This window comes from Streptomyces gobitricini (assembly GCF_039532985.1).
Classification (GTDB): domain Bacteria; phylum Actinomycetota; class Actinomycetes; order Streptomycetales; family Streptomycetaceae; genus Streptomyces; species Streptomyces gobitricini.
The window spans coordinates 15,735-29,859 of record NZ_BAAASR010000034.1 but is presented as its reverse complement, the minus strand read 5'-3'; the positions used below and the strand labels follow the sequence as shown (position 1 = coordinate 29,859).

Genomic DNA, 14,125 nt, shown 5'->3' with positions numbered 1-14,125 from the left:
CCGGCACCGTCGACGTGCCGGAGGTCCCACCATGCGCACCCTCGCGCTCGCCCTCTCCGCCCTGCTGGCCCTCGCCCCCTCCGCCCACGCGTCCACCGGCCCGGGCGTCACCCCGGACACCGGCCAGGGCGTCACCCCGGCCACCGCCCCGGACACCTCGGGCATACCCCGCCTCACCGACGACCGGGGCCGCGTCCTGACGCTGCGCGGCTGGAACGTCGAGGACAAGACGCACCGGGGTGACGCGGCCCTGTCCGCCATCGGCGAGAAGCACTTCCGCGACATGCGCGCCCAGGGGTTCGGCTTCGCCCGGCTGCTGGTCTTCTGGGACGACCTGGAGCCGGTGCGCGGCCGGTACAGCGAGACGTACCTCCGCAAGATCGAGCGGATCCTGGACTGGGCGCACAAGCACCACATGTACGTCCTGATCGACGCCCACCAGGACGTCTTCGGGCCGGCCTTCGGCCACCGGGGCGTCCCCGAGTGGGCCACCCGCACCGACGGCCTGCCCTTCACCCCGCACCCGGACGACTGGTTCGCCGAGTACTTCGAACCGGCCGTGCAGCGGGCCTTCACCCACCTGTACGAGGACGAGGACCTGCGGCGCGCGCAGGCCCGGATGTGGCGGGTCCTCGCCGACCGCTTCGAGCACCACCCGGCGGTGCTCGGCTACGACCTCATCAACGAGCCGATGGGGGAGCTGCGCGAGGGCGAGGACCTCGCCACGGCCGCCCGCAGGATCGAGCGCGACCACCTCACGCCCATGTACAACCGCCTGGCTGCCGCGATCCGTTCGGTCGACGACGGCACCTGGCTGTTCGTCGAGCCGACCCCCATCGTGGGGGAGGGCGTCCCGACGGGCCTGGGCCGGATCAAGGACCACAAGGTCGTCTACGCCCCGCACTTCTACAACACCGCCATGGAGGCGGGCGCGGACTACGACCCGTCGGCCGGGTGGATCGAGTCGTACGAGGCGGCGGTGACGGTGTACCCCAGGGAGTACCGGGTGCCGGTCGTCGTGGGGGAGTGGGGGCCGCTGAACAACTCCCTGCCCACCATGGGCCGTTTCTACCGCGAGGCGCTGACGTCCCTGAACCGCTACAGCTCGGGCTGGGCGGGCTATGTGTGGTGTTACGGGGGCGGGTACTGCGCGGTGGACGGCGCGGGCGCCTGGCGCACCAACAAGGAGCAGACGGCGGCCCCCTACGCGGAGGCGGTCGCCGGGCGGGTGATCACCCAGGAGCCGGCCCGGCTGTCCTATGTCGCCGGGCGCGGCGGCGCCACGGTCCTGTCCCTGCCGCCGGCCCCGGACGGCTGGCGCGTCACGGTCGAGGGGCCGGCCTGGCCGCGTACGGCGACGGCGGCGCCGGGCCGGGCGGCGCGCGTGGAGCTGCGGGCGGTGCCGGGCGCGACGGTCACCGTGTCGGTGACCCCCGGCGCCCGCTGAACGCCCCGGCCGACAACAGCCCTTCCGGGCGTGCGGTTGAGGTTCCAGCCAGAACGATGCGTCAACGTCGGTTGACGCGGGTCGGCTGTCAATGTAGGTTGACGCCATGACCGAAGCGACCGATCTGGCCGCACGTGCGGGCGACCGCGACCCCCGGGTGGGTCTGCGGGCCGTGGCCGCGCTGCGGCGGCTGCTGGAGCAACTGGAAGCCGTACAAGTCCGAAGCGCCCGTGCCCAGGGCTGGTCCTGGCAGGAAATCGCCGCCGAGCTGGGCGTCAGCCGGCAGGCCGTGCACAAGAAGTACGGGAGGCGTTGATGTTCGAGCGATTCACCGAGGCTGCCCGGAACGTCGTCGAGGGGGCCGCCGTCCACGCGGAACGGGCGGACGCCGACTCCGTCACCGAGGAACACCTGCTGCTGGCGCTGCTCGACCTCGGGGGCACGCGGTCGGCGGTCGCGTTCGACGCGCTCGGCGTCACCGTCCGGCGCCCCTCCGTGGAGTCCGCCCTCGCGGAGGCGCGGAGGCGCGGCGGCCTGACGCGGGCGGACACGGAGGCGCTGGCCGGTATGGGGATCGACGTGGCGGAGATCGTCTCCAGGGTCGAGGCAGCCCACGGCACGGGCGCCCTGGCGAGCGGCCGGGCGCCGAAACGCCGCTGGTCCGGCCACCGGCCCTTCACCCGCCCGGCGAAACACACGCTGGAGCAGTCCCTCAGGATCGCCCTGGCCAGGGGCGACCGCCACATCGGCGACGAGCACCTGCTCCTCGCGCTGGCGGCCCGCCCGGGCGTCGTCGCGGACGTCCTCGCGGACCACGGGGCGACGTACGTCGCCCTGGAGCGGGCGGTGTCCGGCCCTCACGCGGGCGGGGCGAAGGCGGGCTGACGGGGCCTCCCGCCCACCGAGGGCGGGGGCTCCCCGGTGGGCCGGGGGACTAGTCCCGGGGCTCTCGCAGCAGCGCGACGATGTGGGCGGCCGCCGTGGCGAGATGGCGGCGCGCCTCGGTGAGCTGGGCGCCCGTGACGCCGTGGTCGCGGGCCGCGTCCCGGACGTCGTCGCGGAAGCGGTCGAGCAGGCGCTCCAGGTCGCGGGCCGGGTCGGCGGACGCGGGGTCGTCGCGGGCCCACTCGGGAGTGCCGGCCGGTTCGGGCTTCACGTGCGGCGACCGGGGCGTGGTCGGGGCCGCGCCGCCGAGCAGGCCGCCGAGCCGGCCGGCGAGGTCGGCCAGGCCTTCGCCCCGCATCACGTGGTCCTGCACCTGCTGGGCCATGCGGAGCACCTCCTGGCGGGCCTTGTCCTGGGCCTCCTGGGCCTGTCGCCGCGCGGAGCGCGCGTCCTCACGGGCGCGCCGCGACTCGTCCTTGGCCCGCCGCGCCTGGTCCTTCCACTCCTCCTTGGCCCGGCGCCATGCCGCCCAGTCGTCGCCCCCGGGTGGCGTACGCCGGGACTCGCCCGCCGCGGCCCGCATCTCGCTGCGGAGCGTGCCGGCCGCGCCCCGCACGTCGTCACGGATCTCGGCCGCGAGCGCGGAGACCGAGTCGCGGATCTCCCTCTCCAGGTCGGCCAGTTCGTCGCCGCGGTCGGCGAGCTCCGCGCGGCCGGCGTCGGTGATCGAGTACACCTTGCGCCCGCCCTCGGTGGCATGGGTGACCAGGCCCTCGGCCTCCAGCTTGGCCAGGCGCGGGTAGACGGTGCCGGCGGAGGGCGCGTACAGCCCCTGGAAGCGCTCCTCCAGCAGCCGGATCACCTCGTAGCCGTGGCGCGGCGCCTCGTCGAGGAGCTTGAGCAGGTAGAGGCGGAGCCGGCCGTGGGCGAAGACGGGGGACATGTCAGAGCACCTTTCCGGTGGGGGCTTCCTCCGGCCGTCGGAGCAGCGCGATGGAGCCGGAGACCGTGGTGGCCTTCAGCGTGCCCCTGCCCTCGCCGAGGGTGCCGGTGATCTTCTTGGCGCCCCACTGGCCGGTGACCCGGAGGTCGTCGAAGGCGCTGGAGACGGCCCCGCCGAGGGTGTTCGCCTCCACCCGGGCGTTCGCCGGGTGCGGCAGCCGGATGGCGACCTCGCCGGAGACGGTGGTGAGCCGGATGTCGGCGGGCCCCTCGGCGGCGCCGAGGTCGATGGCCATGTCGCCGCTGACCGACTCGGCGCGTACGGAGGTGCCGGCGCCGTCGACGACGGTGAGGTCGCCCGACACGGACTTGAAGCGCAGGTCCCCGGTGACCGCCTGCGCCTCCACGCTGCCCGCGACGGTGTCGGCGTGGACCTCTCCGGACAGACCGACGAGCGTGGTGTCGCCGGTGACGCCGCGAACGTCCGTACGCCCCCGGATGCCGGAGACCACCGCTCCGGCGCCGACCACGCCGACCTCGACTCGCGCACCGGCCGGGACGGCGAGCGAGACGACGGCGCTGCGGTTGCGGCCCTTGTGGTCGAGCCAGGCCAGGAACCCCTGCCAGGGCAGGTCCTCGTAGCAGATCGTCAGGGTGGATCCCCGCCGGGTGACGATCAGGGGCGGGCCGTCGACCTCGGAGATCTCCAGCCGCGCGGGCCCCTCGTCGGTGCCCACGACGTTCACCGTCCCGTTGACGATGCGCACGTTCAGCGCCGTCACGGGCTCGTCGTCGAGGGTCAGTTTCGTCGGCTCGGTGACGGACCACTCCGGCATGGGGCCTCCCTGGGACACGACACGATACGCAACATATCGCGTCTGCATGAGAGACACGATATATCGCGGTTGGGGGAAGTCAAGCGTGCCGTAACGGGGCAAATTGGCCTAGCGTAAGGCCCATGAACGCGACTCCCCTCGGCGCGCTGCTGTTCTGCCGGGCCGATCCGACGGCCGTACGGCCACCGGCCCTGCTGCTGCGTGAGCGGCTGCTCCTCACCCCGGCCGGGCCCGACTGGACCCTGCTCGTCCCCGAGGGCACCCCCTGGCGCGACGGCGCCGAACCGGTCGACCGGGTCGTCGCGGGCTGGGCCGGCGCCCTGGCGGTCGGCGTGCCGTGGCCGGTGGTGGCCCTGTGGTGGGACACGGACCGGGCGGGATGCGTCCTCGCGACCGGCTTCCGCCGCCCCGTCGCCTACACCTGGCTGGCGGACGGCACCCCCGCCGGCGAGGACGAGGCCATGCACACCTTCGCCGCCCGCCTCGGGCTCGACCCCGTCCTGGACGCCCAGGACCTCGAACCCCTCACCCGCCCCGACGAGCACGCCACCGCCCCGGCCCGCCTGCTGGGCCTGACGGCTGTTCTGGCCCGGCACGGCCTCACGCTCCCGCCGGGCCTCGCCCCCGGCGAACCGGCCACCCGCCTGTGGGTGACCGCCGAGGTCCAGGGCGCGGAGCCGGTCGAATGGCAGGGCTGGCTCGACGCGGTACGCACCGAACTGGACGCCGTCGAGGAGGGCCCACTCGGCCCCTGGCTCCGCGGCCCCCGCGCCCGCGCGCTCGCCACGGCCCAACTGGCGGCGGGCCTGCCCCTGCTGGCCTGGGCGTCCAGCCGCCGCAGCCCCGGCTGGGCGGCGACCGCAGCGCTGCTGATCACCCAGGGCGCGCTGGGCCTCGCCTACGACCGCATGCGCGCCGCGGCCGCCCCGGTCGCTCTCGTCCCCCGGGCCGCCGCGGCCGGACGGTGACTACTCCTCGTCGTCCTCGTCGTCGAGCCGGGCCAGCCAGGTGGCCAGGCGCTCGACGGGCACCTCGAAGTCGGGGTTGAGGTCGACGAACGTACGCAACTGCTCGGCGAGCCACTCGAAGGTGACCTCCTCCTCGCCGCGCCGCTTCTCCAGCTCCTCGATGCCACGGTCGGTGAAGTACAAGACGTGCTCCTGATGCCTGCTCGGTGTTCCCCCCAGGGTATGGCGCCCCCGGCCCGGCCGGGTACGCCGGAGGGCCCGGCCCCGCATCACGCGGGGCAGGGCCCTCCGGTCCGTACGGGCGCCGATCAGGCGTCGAAGACCTCGTTGACCAGCTGGACCTGCTCGGCCTGGTGGCGCTTGGCCGAGCCGACCGCCGGGGACGAGCCGTGAGGCCGCGAGATGCGGCGCAGGCGCTCGCCGTGCGGGATGTCCGCGCCGACCGCCAGGTCGAGGTGGTCGATCAGGTTGAGCGCGATGAACGGCCAGGCACCCTGGTTCGCCGGCTCCTCCTGGGCCCACAGGTACTTCTCGGCGTTCGGGTACTTGGAGATCTCCGCCTGGAGCTCCGCACCCGGCAGCGGGTAGAGGCGCTCGAGGCGGATGATCGCCGTGTCCGTGACGCCGCGCTTGACCCGCTCGGCCTCCAGGTCGTAGTAGACCTTGCCGGTGCAGAAGACGACCTTGCGGACCGCGTCGGCCTCCACCGAATCGTCACCGATCACCGGGCGGAAGCCGCCGGTGGTGAACTCCTCCGCCTTCGACGCGGCGGCCTTCAGGCGCAGCATCGACTTCGGGGTGAAGACGACCAGCGGCTTGTGGTGCGGGTTGTGCACCTGCCACCGCAGGAGGTGGAAGTAGTTCGACGGCAGGGTCGGCATGGCGACCGTCATGTTGTTCTGCGCGCACAGCTGGAGGAAGCGCTCCGGGCGGGCCGAGGAGTGGTCCGGGCCCTGGCCCTCGTAGCCGTGCGGCAGCAGCAGCGTGACGCCGGAGGTCTGGCCCCACTTCTGCTCGGCCGAGGAGATGAACTCGTCCACGACGGTCTGGGCGCCGTTGACGAAGTCGCCGAACTGGGCCTCCCACATGACCAGGGCGTCCGGGCGGGCCAGCGAGTAGCCGTACTCGAAGCCCATCGCCGCGTACTCGCTGAGCAGCGAGTCGTAGACGTTGTAGCGGGCCTGGTCCTCGGAGAGGTACTGCAGCGGGGTGTAGTCCTCGCCGGTCTCCTGGTCCACCAGCACCGCGTGGCGCTGGCCGAAGGTACCGCGGCGGGTGTCCTGGCCCGCGAGCCGCACCGGGGTGCCCTCCATCAGCAGCGAACCGATGGCGAGGGTCTCGCCCATGCCCCAGTCGATCGTGCCGTCGTCGATGGAGGCGGCGCGGCGCTGGAGCTGCGGCATCAGGCGCGGGTGCACCTTGACGCGGTCGGGGATGTTGACCTGCGACTCGGCGATCCGCTTCACCATCTCCTGGGAGACCCCGGTGGTGACGGCGACCGGGAACTCGGCCTGCGCCTCCGGGCTGTGCGCCGGGCCGGGCTGCGAGGTGGCCTCGCGGACCTCGGTGAACACCTTCTCCAGCTGCCCCTGGAAGTCCTGGAGCGCCTGCTCCGCCTCTTCCAGGGTGATGTCGCCGCGACCGATGAGCGACTCGGTGTAGAGCTTGCGCACCGAGCGCTTCTTGTCGATGAGGCTGACCATCTGCGGGTTGGTGAACTGGGGGTTGTCGCCCTCGTTGTGACCGCGGCGGCGGTAGCAGATGAGGTCGATCACGACGTCCTTGTTGAACGTCTGGCGGAACTCGAAGGCCAGGCGCGCCACGCGGACGCACGCCTCCGGGTCGTCGCCGTTCACGTGGAAGATCGGCGCCTCGATCATGCGGGCGACGTCGGTCGCGTACATCGACGAGCGCGACGACTCCGGGGCGGCGGTGAAGCCGACCTGGTTGTTGATGACGACGTGGACCGTGCCGCCGGTGCGGTAGCCGCGCAGCTGCGACATGTTGAGCGTCTCGGCGACGACACCCTGGCCGGCGAAGGCCGCGTCGCCGTGCAGGGCGACGGGCAGGACCGTGAAGTCCGTGCCGCCCTTGTTGATGACGTCCTGCTTGGCGCGGACGACACCCTCGACGACCGGGTCGACCGCCTCCAGGTGGGAGGGGTTGGCGACCAGCGAGACCTTGATCTGCTCGCCGTCGAGACCGGTGAAGGTCCCCTCGGCGCCCAGGTGGTACTTCACGTCGCCGGAGCCGTGCATCGACTTCGGGTCGAGGTTGCCCTCGAACTCGCGGAAGATCTGCGCGTACGACTTGCCGACGATGTTCGCCAGGACGTTGAGCCGGCCACGGTGGGCCATGCCGATGACGACCTCGTCGAGGCGGGACTCGGCGGCCGAGTCGATGACCGCGTCGAGCAGCGGGATGACGGACTCGCCGCCCTCCAGCGAGAACCGCTTCTGGCCCACGTACTTGGTCTGGAGGAACGTCTCGAACGCCTCGGCGGCGTTGAGGCGGCGCAGGATGCGCAGCTGCTCCTCGCGCTCCGGCTTGGAGTGCGGGCGCTCGACGCGGTCCTGGATCCACTTGCGCTGCTTGGGGTCCTGGATGTGCATGAACTCGATGCCGGTGGTGCGGCAGTACGAGTCGCGCAGCACGCCGAGGATGTCGCGCAGCTTCATCATCGACTTGCCGCCGAAGCCGCCGACCGCGAACTCCCGCTCCAGGTCCCAGAGCGTCAGGCCGTGCTCGGTGATGTCCAGGTCGGGGTGCTTGCGCTGGCGGTACTCCAGCGGGTCGGTGTCGGCCATGACGTGGCCGCGGACCCGGTAGGAGTGGATGAGCTCGAACACGCGCGCGGCCTTGGTGACGTCGTCGTCGTGCGACGCGTCGATGTCCTTGAGCCAGCGGACCGGCTCGTAGGGGATGCGCAGCGACTCGAAGACGTCGTCGTAGAAGCCCTCCTCACCGAGGAGGAGGTTCGCGACGATACGGAGGAACTCGCCCGACGCGGCACCCTGGATGACCCGGTGGTCGTAGGTCGAGGTGAGCGTCATCACCTTGGAGATGCCCAGCTTGTTCAGGGTGTCCTGGGAGGTGCCCTGGAACTCGGCCGGGTAGTCCATCGAACCGACGCCCATGATGACCGACTGACCGGGCATCAGGCGCGGCACGGAGTGGACCGTGCCCAGGCCGCCGGGGTTGGTCAGCGAGACGGTGACGCCGGTGAAGTCGTCCATCGTCAGCTTGTTGTTGCGGGCGCGGCGGACGATGTCCTCGTACGCCTGCCAGAACTCGAAGAAGCCGAGCGTCTCGGCCTTCTTGATGCCCGCGACGACCAGCTGCCGGTCACCGTTCGGCTTCACCAGGTCGATCGCCAGACCGAAGTTGACGTGCTCCGGCTTGACCAGGACCGGCTTGCCGTCCTTCTCCCCGTAGGAGTGGTTCATCGACGGCATGGCCTTGATGGCCTGCACCATGGCGTACCCGATGAGGTGCGTGAAGGAGATCTTCCCGCCGCGGGCGCGCTTGAGGTGGTTGTTGATGACGATGCGGTTGTCGAACAGCAGCTTCACCGGGACGGCGCGGACCGAGGTGGCGGTCGGCAGCTCCAGCGAGGCGTTCATGTTCTTCGCGACCGCGGCGGCCGGGCCGCGCAGCGGCACGTACTCCGGGCCGGCGGGAGCCTCGGCGGCGGGCTTCGTGTCGGCCGGCTTGGCGGCGGCCGGCGCGGGCTTCTGCGCCGGGGCGGGCTTCTGCGCCGGGGCGGCGGCCTGGGCCGGCGCCTGGGCCTGGGCGGCGGCGGGCTCGGGCTTCGCGGCGGGGGCCGGGGCGGCGGGAGCCGCAGCGGCCTGTGCGGGTGCCGCTGCGGCCGGCTGCGCCGGGGTGGCCGGGGCCTGGGGAGCCGGAGCGGAGGGCGCGGCGGGCGCGGCCCCCGCGGCTACGGCACCCTCGCCCGCGGGCTTGTCCGCCGAGCCGGACGAGGAGCCCGGCTTGTAGTCGGCGAAGAAGTCCCACCAGGCACGGTCGACCGAATTCGGGTCCTGGAGGTACTGCTGGTAGATCTCGTCGACGAGCCACTCATTGGCACCGAACGCGGCGGCAGGGTTCGCAGGACCCTGCCCGTCTTGGTCGGTCGAGATACTCGAGTTACTGGGGGACTGAGACGACACGGCGGCAACCGCCCTCTTCCGCTTCACAAGGTGATGGACAGCGGAAATAAAGGCTACGCCTCCCCGGCCGGGACGTGCAGGCCGGGCATGCCATCGTCGCGTAGATCACATCTGGAGACGTGTTTCGGTGCTGGAAATGGCGGGAAACAAGCGTGGTTGCCCTGCGAATGGGTACACAGCAGCGCGACTGTGGCCCCCGAGGGCGTCCAGCCTCGACCACGTCCCGCACATGTATACGCAGAACGAGCGCTTCCGGTTCGAACCCTACGTCAACCGCGCGGCGGCGGGATCCCTGGAAGAGTGACCTGAATCCGGCATCCGCGTGCGGATTCGGCCACCCCGATGCGCCCGCCGTGCAGATCGACCGCCCAGCGGGCGATCGCCAGGCCCAGGCCCGTACCGCCGTCGCTCTCCGGGCCGTGCGGTGAGGGGACGCTGCCCCGGTTGAACCGCTCGAACACCTTGTGCCGCTCCGACTCCGGGATGCCCGGACCCTCGTCCACCACTTCCAGCTCCAGCGACTCCGGCTCCCGCCCGCGCCGGGCCCGCACCGTCACGCGGCCGTGCGGCGGCGAGTGCTTCACCGCGTTGTCGATCAGGTTCGCCACGACCTGGTGCAGCCGTTCGCTGTCCGCGTGCGCGGTCAGCTCGGGCGGCGACACGTCCAGGTGCAGGTGCACGTCCGTACGCGTATGACTGCCCGAACCGGAGCTCAGCCCGCGCTGCGCGGCGGCGAGGTTGGCCTCCTTGAGCACCCCCGACAGATACGGCCAGACCTCGAAGCGCCGCGACCGGAGCGGTACGACACCGTTGTCGAGGCGTGACAGATCCAACAGGGTCTCCACCAGCCGGCCCAGCCGCTCGGTCTGCTTCAGCGCCGTGCGCATCGTCTCCGGATCGGCGGCCGAGACCCCGTCCACCACGTTCTCCAGCACCGCGCGCAGTGCCGCGATCGGCGTGCGCAGTTCGTGCGAGACATTGGCCACCAGCTCCTTGCGGTGCCGGTCCACCGCCTCCAGGTCGTCCGCCATGCGGTTGATGGTGGAGGCCAGGTCGCCCAGTTCGTCACGGCGGTCGGCACCGCGCACCCGGCGGGTGTAGTCACCGTGCGAGATGGCCTTCGCCACCGTGTTCATCTCGTCCAGCGGCGCGGTCAGGCCGTGCGCCACGAACTGGGTGATCAGCAGCGTGGCGATCACCGAGAAGACGGTGATGAAGCGCAGCTCGGTCTCGGTGCGCAGGGCCACCAGCAGCAGCCCGGTCGTGATGAAGACCGAGACGACGACGAGTGTGCCCAGTTTGGTCTTGATGGAGATCGAGACCGAACGCAGCCGGGACCTGAGCGACGTCATGGGGCCGGCGTCTCCAGCGCGTAACCGACACCGTGCACCGTACGGATCCGCTCGGCGCCGATCTTGCGGCGCAGCGCCTTGATGTGGCTGTCCACGGTCCGGGTGCCCGACGCGTCCGCCCAGTCCCAGACCTCGGCGAGCAGCTGCTCGCGCGAGAGGACCGCGCGGGGCGTGTTCGCCAGGCAGACCAGCAGGTCGAACTCGGTCGGCGTGAGGTGGACGTCCTCGCTCCTGACCCGGACCCGCCGCTGCGCGTGGTCGATCTCCAGTTCGCCCAGCCGCAGGATGCCGCTGCGCGGCGTGACGGCCGCCAGCGCCGCCCGCTCGACGCGCCGCAGCAGGACGTGCACCCGGGCGGCGAGTTCCCGCATCGAGAACGGCTTGGTCATGTAGTCGTCGGCGCCGACCCCGAGGCCGACCAGCATGTCGGTCTCGTCGTCACGGGCCGTCAGCATCAGCACCGGCACCGGCCGCTGGGCCTGTACCCGGCGGCACACCTCCAGGCCGTCGAAGCCCGGCAGCATCACGTCGAGCACCATCAGGTCGGGCTGCCACGCCTCGGCGGCGTCCACCGCCGCCGGGCCGTCGGTGGCCGTCTGCACCAGGAAGCCCTCCGCCCGCAACCGGGCGGAGATGGCCTCGACGATGGTGGTGTCGTCCTCGACGACCAGCACGCGACGCTGTGTACCCGGCGCGACGGCCGTGCCGGTCTGGCTGGTGTGTGTCTGCTCCATCGCCCCGCCCCTGTCGCGTCCTGCGCGAGCGTGTAGATCCGTGTGTTCGGTCAGCAGCGTAAAGGCACCGACCACGTCCCGGCTACGCAGGGCGAACGGCGAGGTGGACCGCGTCCGGTACGCCCCGGGCAACCGTGACCTCTTCGGTCCGTACCCCGCTGAACCCGGCATTCCGCAATGACTCTTCGAAATCGGCGGACGGCCGGGCGGACCAGACGGCGAGCACTCCACCGGGGTTCAGCCGGGCCGCGCAGGCCGCCAGACCGGCCGGCGAGTAGAGGCTGTCGTTGCCCTTCGTGACGGTCCAGTCGGGGCCGTTGTCGATGTCCAGGCAGAGCGCGTCGAAGGTGTCGGGGGAGGTGCGGACGTACGCGACCAGGTCGTCGTGGACCAGCACCGTCCGGGGATCGGCGAGGGCCTCGCCGGAGATCCGGGCGAGGGGCCCCTCGCGGTGCCAGTCGATGATCGCCTCCTCGCGCTCTACGACCGCGATGCGGCCCCAGGCGGGCTCGGCGGCCGCGTGCGCGAGCGAGAACCCGACCCCGAGCCCCCCGACGAGGACGGCGGGATGCGGGCGGGCCCCGAGCGCCCGCAGGGCGGCCTCGACCAGCAGCCGCTCGGACCGCCCGTCGGAGGTGTCCATCAGGAAGGTGCCGTTGGCGATGATCTCGAAGTTCTCACCACGCCGGCGCAGCACCACCTCGCCGTACGGGCCCTCTCGGCGGTCGAGCGTCACGGCAGTGCTCGCGGGCGGGGTCGCGGAAGCGGTCAGGGGAGCAGTCACGGGAGCGGTCACGGGAGTCGTCGCAGCCATGATCCTCAGCGTAGCGAGGGGCGGGCCGGCCGCTGTGATCTACATCATGGCCGAGACCGGACATGATCAGGCCGGCTGGGGCAAGGTTGGCCCGAAGGCGTTGTGCGGGGGTTACGAGAGGGCGGCCTCGTGGTGCACCGGCTCCGGACGCGCGGGACGGACGGCGCCGCCGTGCTGCCCGCGGGCATCCCGGTCCGGCGCGCGACTGCGGGCAGGGCCCCGGGTGCGGTTGCGGGCATGGCCCCGGGTGCGGCTGCGCGTACGGTCCCGGACGCGCCCGAGGGCGTGGGGACCGCCGGCACCCGGACGGCGCGTACGGCCCCGGCCCCGGCCGAGACCGCCACTCCGGCGCGGCCGCCGGGCCGGTGGCGGAGTGCCGCGCGGCTGCTGCCCACGCCCGCCGGTACGCCGTTCACCTTCGGCTACGCCCTCGTCCTGGTGGGCACTTCGCTGTTCGCCGAGTACGGCGACCCCCGGACCGTCGCCGCACTGCTGCACGCCTCCAGCACCGACGTCGCCCATCTGTCCCGTGCGCCGCTGCTCGTGCTGGCCGCCAGCGCGCTGTGGGTGGCCGGTGGCCTGTTCTCGCCGTACGCGGCCGGGTTCGTCCTCGTCCTCACGGCGCTGGAGCGCCGCGTCGGAGCGTGGCGGGCGGCGGCCGTGTTCTTGGTGGGGCATGTGGTGGCGACGCTCGCCACGGAGATCCCGGTGGGGCTGTCCGTGCTGGCCGGGCACCTGCCGGAGACGTCGCTGCACCGGCTCGACTACGGGATCAGCTTCGGCCTGCTGGCGTCCGTCGGGGCGCTGGCCGGGCTGCTCGCCCCGGTGGCGCGCGGCATGGTGCTGGCCTGGGTGTCGGTGATGCTGATGCACGACCTGGTGGTGTTCGAGGACCCGCTCACCAACTGGGGTCATCCGCTGGCCCTGCTGGCCGGCGTCGGTTGCCGGCCGCTGCTGCGCCGGGTGGGCAGGGCCGGCCCCGGCCGTTCCCGGTAGGCGGTCCCCGTGCCGCCGGCCCGGCGCGCCGGTTCCGGCGTGGCGCACGATCGCCGCGCCCGGGATCCCGTCTCGGCACGGGGTCCCGGGCGCGGCGCTCTCACCCCGTGCACCGCCCGGTACTCGGCGGCCAGCCACGGTCCCAGGTCGTCGAGGAGCGTGCCCAGCACCACCGCGTCGGCGTCCCAGGCGCGGCGTCCCACCGCGACGGCCGTCCGCATCAGGTCCGCCCGCCGCGGATAGTGAGCGGCGAAGACCTCCGCCATCTCGTCCAGGTCGCCCGTCCAGTCGCCCCAGCGCGGCATCACCAGCGTGAAGCCGGTACGCACCAGATGGCGGCCCACCCGGCGGCCGAGCCGTGCGCGCTCCCGGCCCGTCGAGGCCGCCGCCGCCCACTGCCGCCGGCGCGGCAGAAGCAACTCCAGGTCGCCGTTGGTCTCACGGGCCGGCAGTGAAGTGGGCCGGTAGCCCGGCAGCCGTCCGGCCAGGTCCTCGCCCAGCAGGGGGTGCACAGGCAGGCGACGAAGAAGCCCAGGTCGGACCGTTGCCGCTCGCTCAGCGCCGTGGCGACGTCGATCAGCACGGCCCCGACGCCGTCGATCTCGGGAAGGCGGCCGTCCAGCTCCGCCTCCATGCCGGCGACCGCCGCCCGGTCGGCATCCGCCGGTCGCTCACGCAGGACGATCAGCAGGTCGAGGTCGGACACACCGGCCGTGGTGGTGCCGCGCGGAATGCTGCCGTACACGTACGCGCTGTGGAGACGTGCTGAGCCGAAGATTCCGGCGGTCCGGGTCCGCGCGGCGTCGACCACCGGGGCGAAGACCTCGGGCGCGCGGTCGAGCGAGCCCTCACCGGCCAGGGTTCGGTCGTCGTTCAGCCCCCGGCCACTGTGCCGCTCCGGCGCGCGAAGAGGTGTCCGAAGAAGTGATCGCTGAGAGCGAACATGCGTGGGGAACACCGCGACTGTCAGAAGCATTGAGTG

Annotated in this window: 14 protein-coding genes and 1 pseudogene; 6 read left to right on the top strand and 9 right to left on the bottom strand. The window is 72.6% G+C overall.

Annotation, left to right across the window (positions count from 1 at the left end):
• Nucleotides 1-31 precede the first annotated feature (31 nt).
• The 3 genes from ABD347_RS26255 to ABD347_RS26245 all read left to right on the top strand — a co-directional run bounded on the left by ABD347_RS26255 (nucleotide 32) and on the right by ABD347_RS26245 (nucleotide 2,332).
• Nucleotides 32-1,447, top strand: coding sequence for a glycoside hydrolase family 5 protein (locus ABD347_RS26255; protein ID WP_344365781.1), 1,416 nt, complete (start codon nucleotides 32-34; stop codon nucleotides 1,445-1,447).
• A 106-nt stretch (nucleotides 1,448-1,553) separates the two neighbouring features.
• On the top strand, nucleotides 1,554-1,763 hold the full coding sequence (locus ABD347_RS26250; RefSeq protein WP_064068547.1) for a helix-turn-helix domain-containing protein: 210 nt from the start codon (nucleotides 1,554-1,556) through the stop codon (nucleotides 1,761-1,763).
• Complete coding sequence (locus tag ABD347_RS26245; RefSeq protein WP_344365777.1) at nucleotides 1,763-2,332, top strand: Clp protease N-terminal domain-containing protein; 570 nt, start codon at nucleotides 1,763-1,765, stop codon at nucleotides 2,330-2,332. The genes ABD347_RS26250 and ABD347_RS26245 overlap by 1 nt, the downstream gene beginning before the upstream one ends.
• 49 nt (nucleotides 2,333-2,381) lie before the next feature.
• Here the strand turns inward: ABD347_RS26245 and ABD347_RS26240 are convergent, their stop codons facing one another.
• On the bottom strand, nucleotides 2,382-3,275 hold the full coding sequence (locus tag ABD347_RS26240; RefSeq protein ID WP_344365774.1) for a PadR family transcriptional regulator: 894 nt from the start codon (nucleotides 3,273-3,275) through the stop codon (nucleotides 2,382-2,384).
• Nucleotide 3,276: 1 nt separating this feature from the next.
• Nucleotides 3,277-4,110 (bottom strand): DUF4097 family beta strand repeat-containing protein, encoded by an 834-nt coding sequence (locus ABD347_RS26235; protein WP_344365772.1) that lies wholly within the window; start codon nucleotides 4,108-4,110, stop codon nucleotides 3,277-3,279.
• A gap of 122 nt (nucleotides 4,111-4,232) precedes the next feature.
• Here ABD347_RS26235 and ABD347_RS26230 point away from each other — a divergent pair, with 122 nt between their 5' ends.
• The gene (locus ABD347_RS26230) at nucleotides 4,233-5,078 is read left to right on the top strand and encodes a hypothetical protein (RefSeq protein WP_344365769.1); all 846 of its coding nucleotides are present in this window, start codon (nucleotides 4,233-4,235) and stop codon (nucleotides 5,076-5,078) included.
• Here the strand turns inward: ABD347_RS26230 and ABD347_RS26225 are convergent, their stop codons facing one another.
• From ABD347_RS26225 to ABD347_RS26205, 5 genes are all read right to left on the bottom strand, one after another.
• Nucleotides 5,079-5,261: a DUF6104 family protein gene (locus tag ABD347_RS26225; RefSeq protein WP_005312030.1), complete on the bottom strand. Its 183-nt coding sequence runs from the start codon at nucleotides 5,259-5,261 to the stop codon at nucleotides 5,079-5,081.
• A 125-nt stretch (nucleotides 5,262-5,386) separates the two neighbouring features.
• Complete coding sequence (locus ABD347_RS26220; RefSeq protein ID WP_344365766.1) at nucleotides 5,387-9,247, bottom strand: multifunctional oxoglutarate decarboxylase/oxoglutarate dehydrogenase thiamine pyrophosphate-binding subunit/dihydrolipoyllysine-residue succinyltransferase subunit; 3,861 nt, start codon at nucleotides 9,245-9,247, stop codon at nucleotides 5,387-5,389.
• A gap of 269 nt (nucleotides 9,248-9,516) precedes the next feature.
• A complete protein-coding gene (locus ABD347_RS26215; protein WP_344365765.1) occupies nucleotides 9,517-10,599 on the bottom strand; it encodes a HAMP domain-containing sensor histidine kinase in 1,083 nt (360 codons plus the stop codon).
• Nucleotides 10,596-11,333 (bottom strand): response regulator transcription factor, encoded by a 738-nt coding sequence (locus ABD347_RS26210; RefSeq protein ID WP_344365763.1) that lies wholly within the window; start codon nucleotides 11,331-11,333, stop codon nucleotides 10,596-10,598. The genes ABD347_RS26215 and ABD347_RS26210 overlap by 4 nt, the downstream gene beginning before the upstream one ends.
• Nucleotides 11,334-11,415: 82 nt before the next feature.
• Nucleotides 11,416-12,147 carry a spermidine synthase family protein gene (locus ABD347_RS26205; RefSeq protein WP_344365760.1) on the bottom strand — a complete coding sequence of 244 codons (732 nt, stop codon included), beginning with the start codon at nucleotides 12,145-12,147 and terminating at the stop codon, nucleotides 11,416-11,418.
• A 237-nt stretch (nucleotides 12,148-12,384) separates the two neighbouring features.
• Between ABD347_RS26205 and ABD347_RS26200 the strand changes: the two genes are divergently transcribed.
• Complete coding sequence (locus ABD347_RS26200) at nucleotides 12,385-13,143, top strand: rhomboid-like protein (protein WP_344365758.1); 759 nt, start codon at nucleotides 12,385-12,387, stop codon at nucleotides 13,141-13,143.
• On the opposite strand, the gene ABD347_RS26195 is transcribed toward ABD347_RS26200, so the two are convergent.
• Complete coding sequence (locus ABD347_RS26195; protein ID WP_344365830.1) at nucleotides 13,059-13,655, bottom strand: hypothetical protein; 597 nt, start codon at nucleotides 13,653-13,655, stop codon at nucleotides 13,059-13,061. The two genes, ABD347_RS26200 and ABD347_RS26195, sit on opposite strands and share 85 nt — an antisense overlap.
• 32 nt (nucleotides 13,656-13,687) lie before the next feature.
• Here ABD347_RS26195 and ABD347_RS26190 point away from each other — a divergent pair, with 32 nt between their 5' ends.
• Nucleotides 13,688-13,912 carry a hypothetical protein gene (locus tag ABD347_RS26190; RefSeq protein ID WP_344365829.1) on the top strand — a complete coding sequence of 75 codons (225 nt, stop codon included), beginning with the start codon at nucleotides 13,688-13,690 and terminating at the stop codon, nucleotides 13,910-13,912.
• Here the strand turns inward: ABD347_RS26190 and ABD347_RS26185 are convergent.
• Nucleotides 13,841-14,119: pseudogene (locus tag ABD347_RS26185) on the bottom strand (BTB/POZ domain-containing protein); the annotation flags it as partial. The gene ABD347_RS26190 and the pseudogene ABD347_RS26185 sit on opposite strands and share 72 nt — an antisense overlap.
• Between the last annotated feature and the right edge of the window lie 6 nt (nucleotides 14,120-14,125).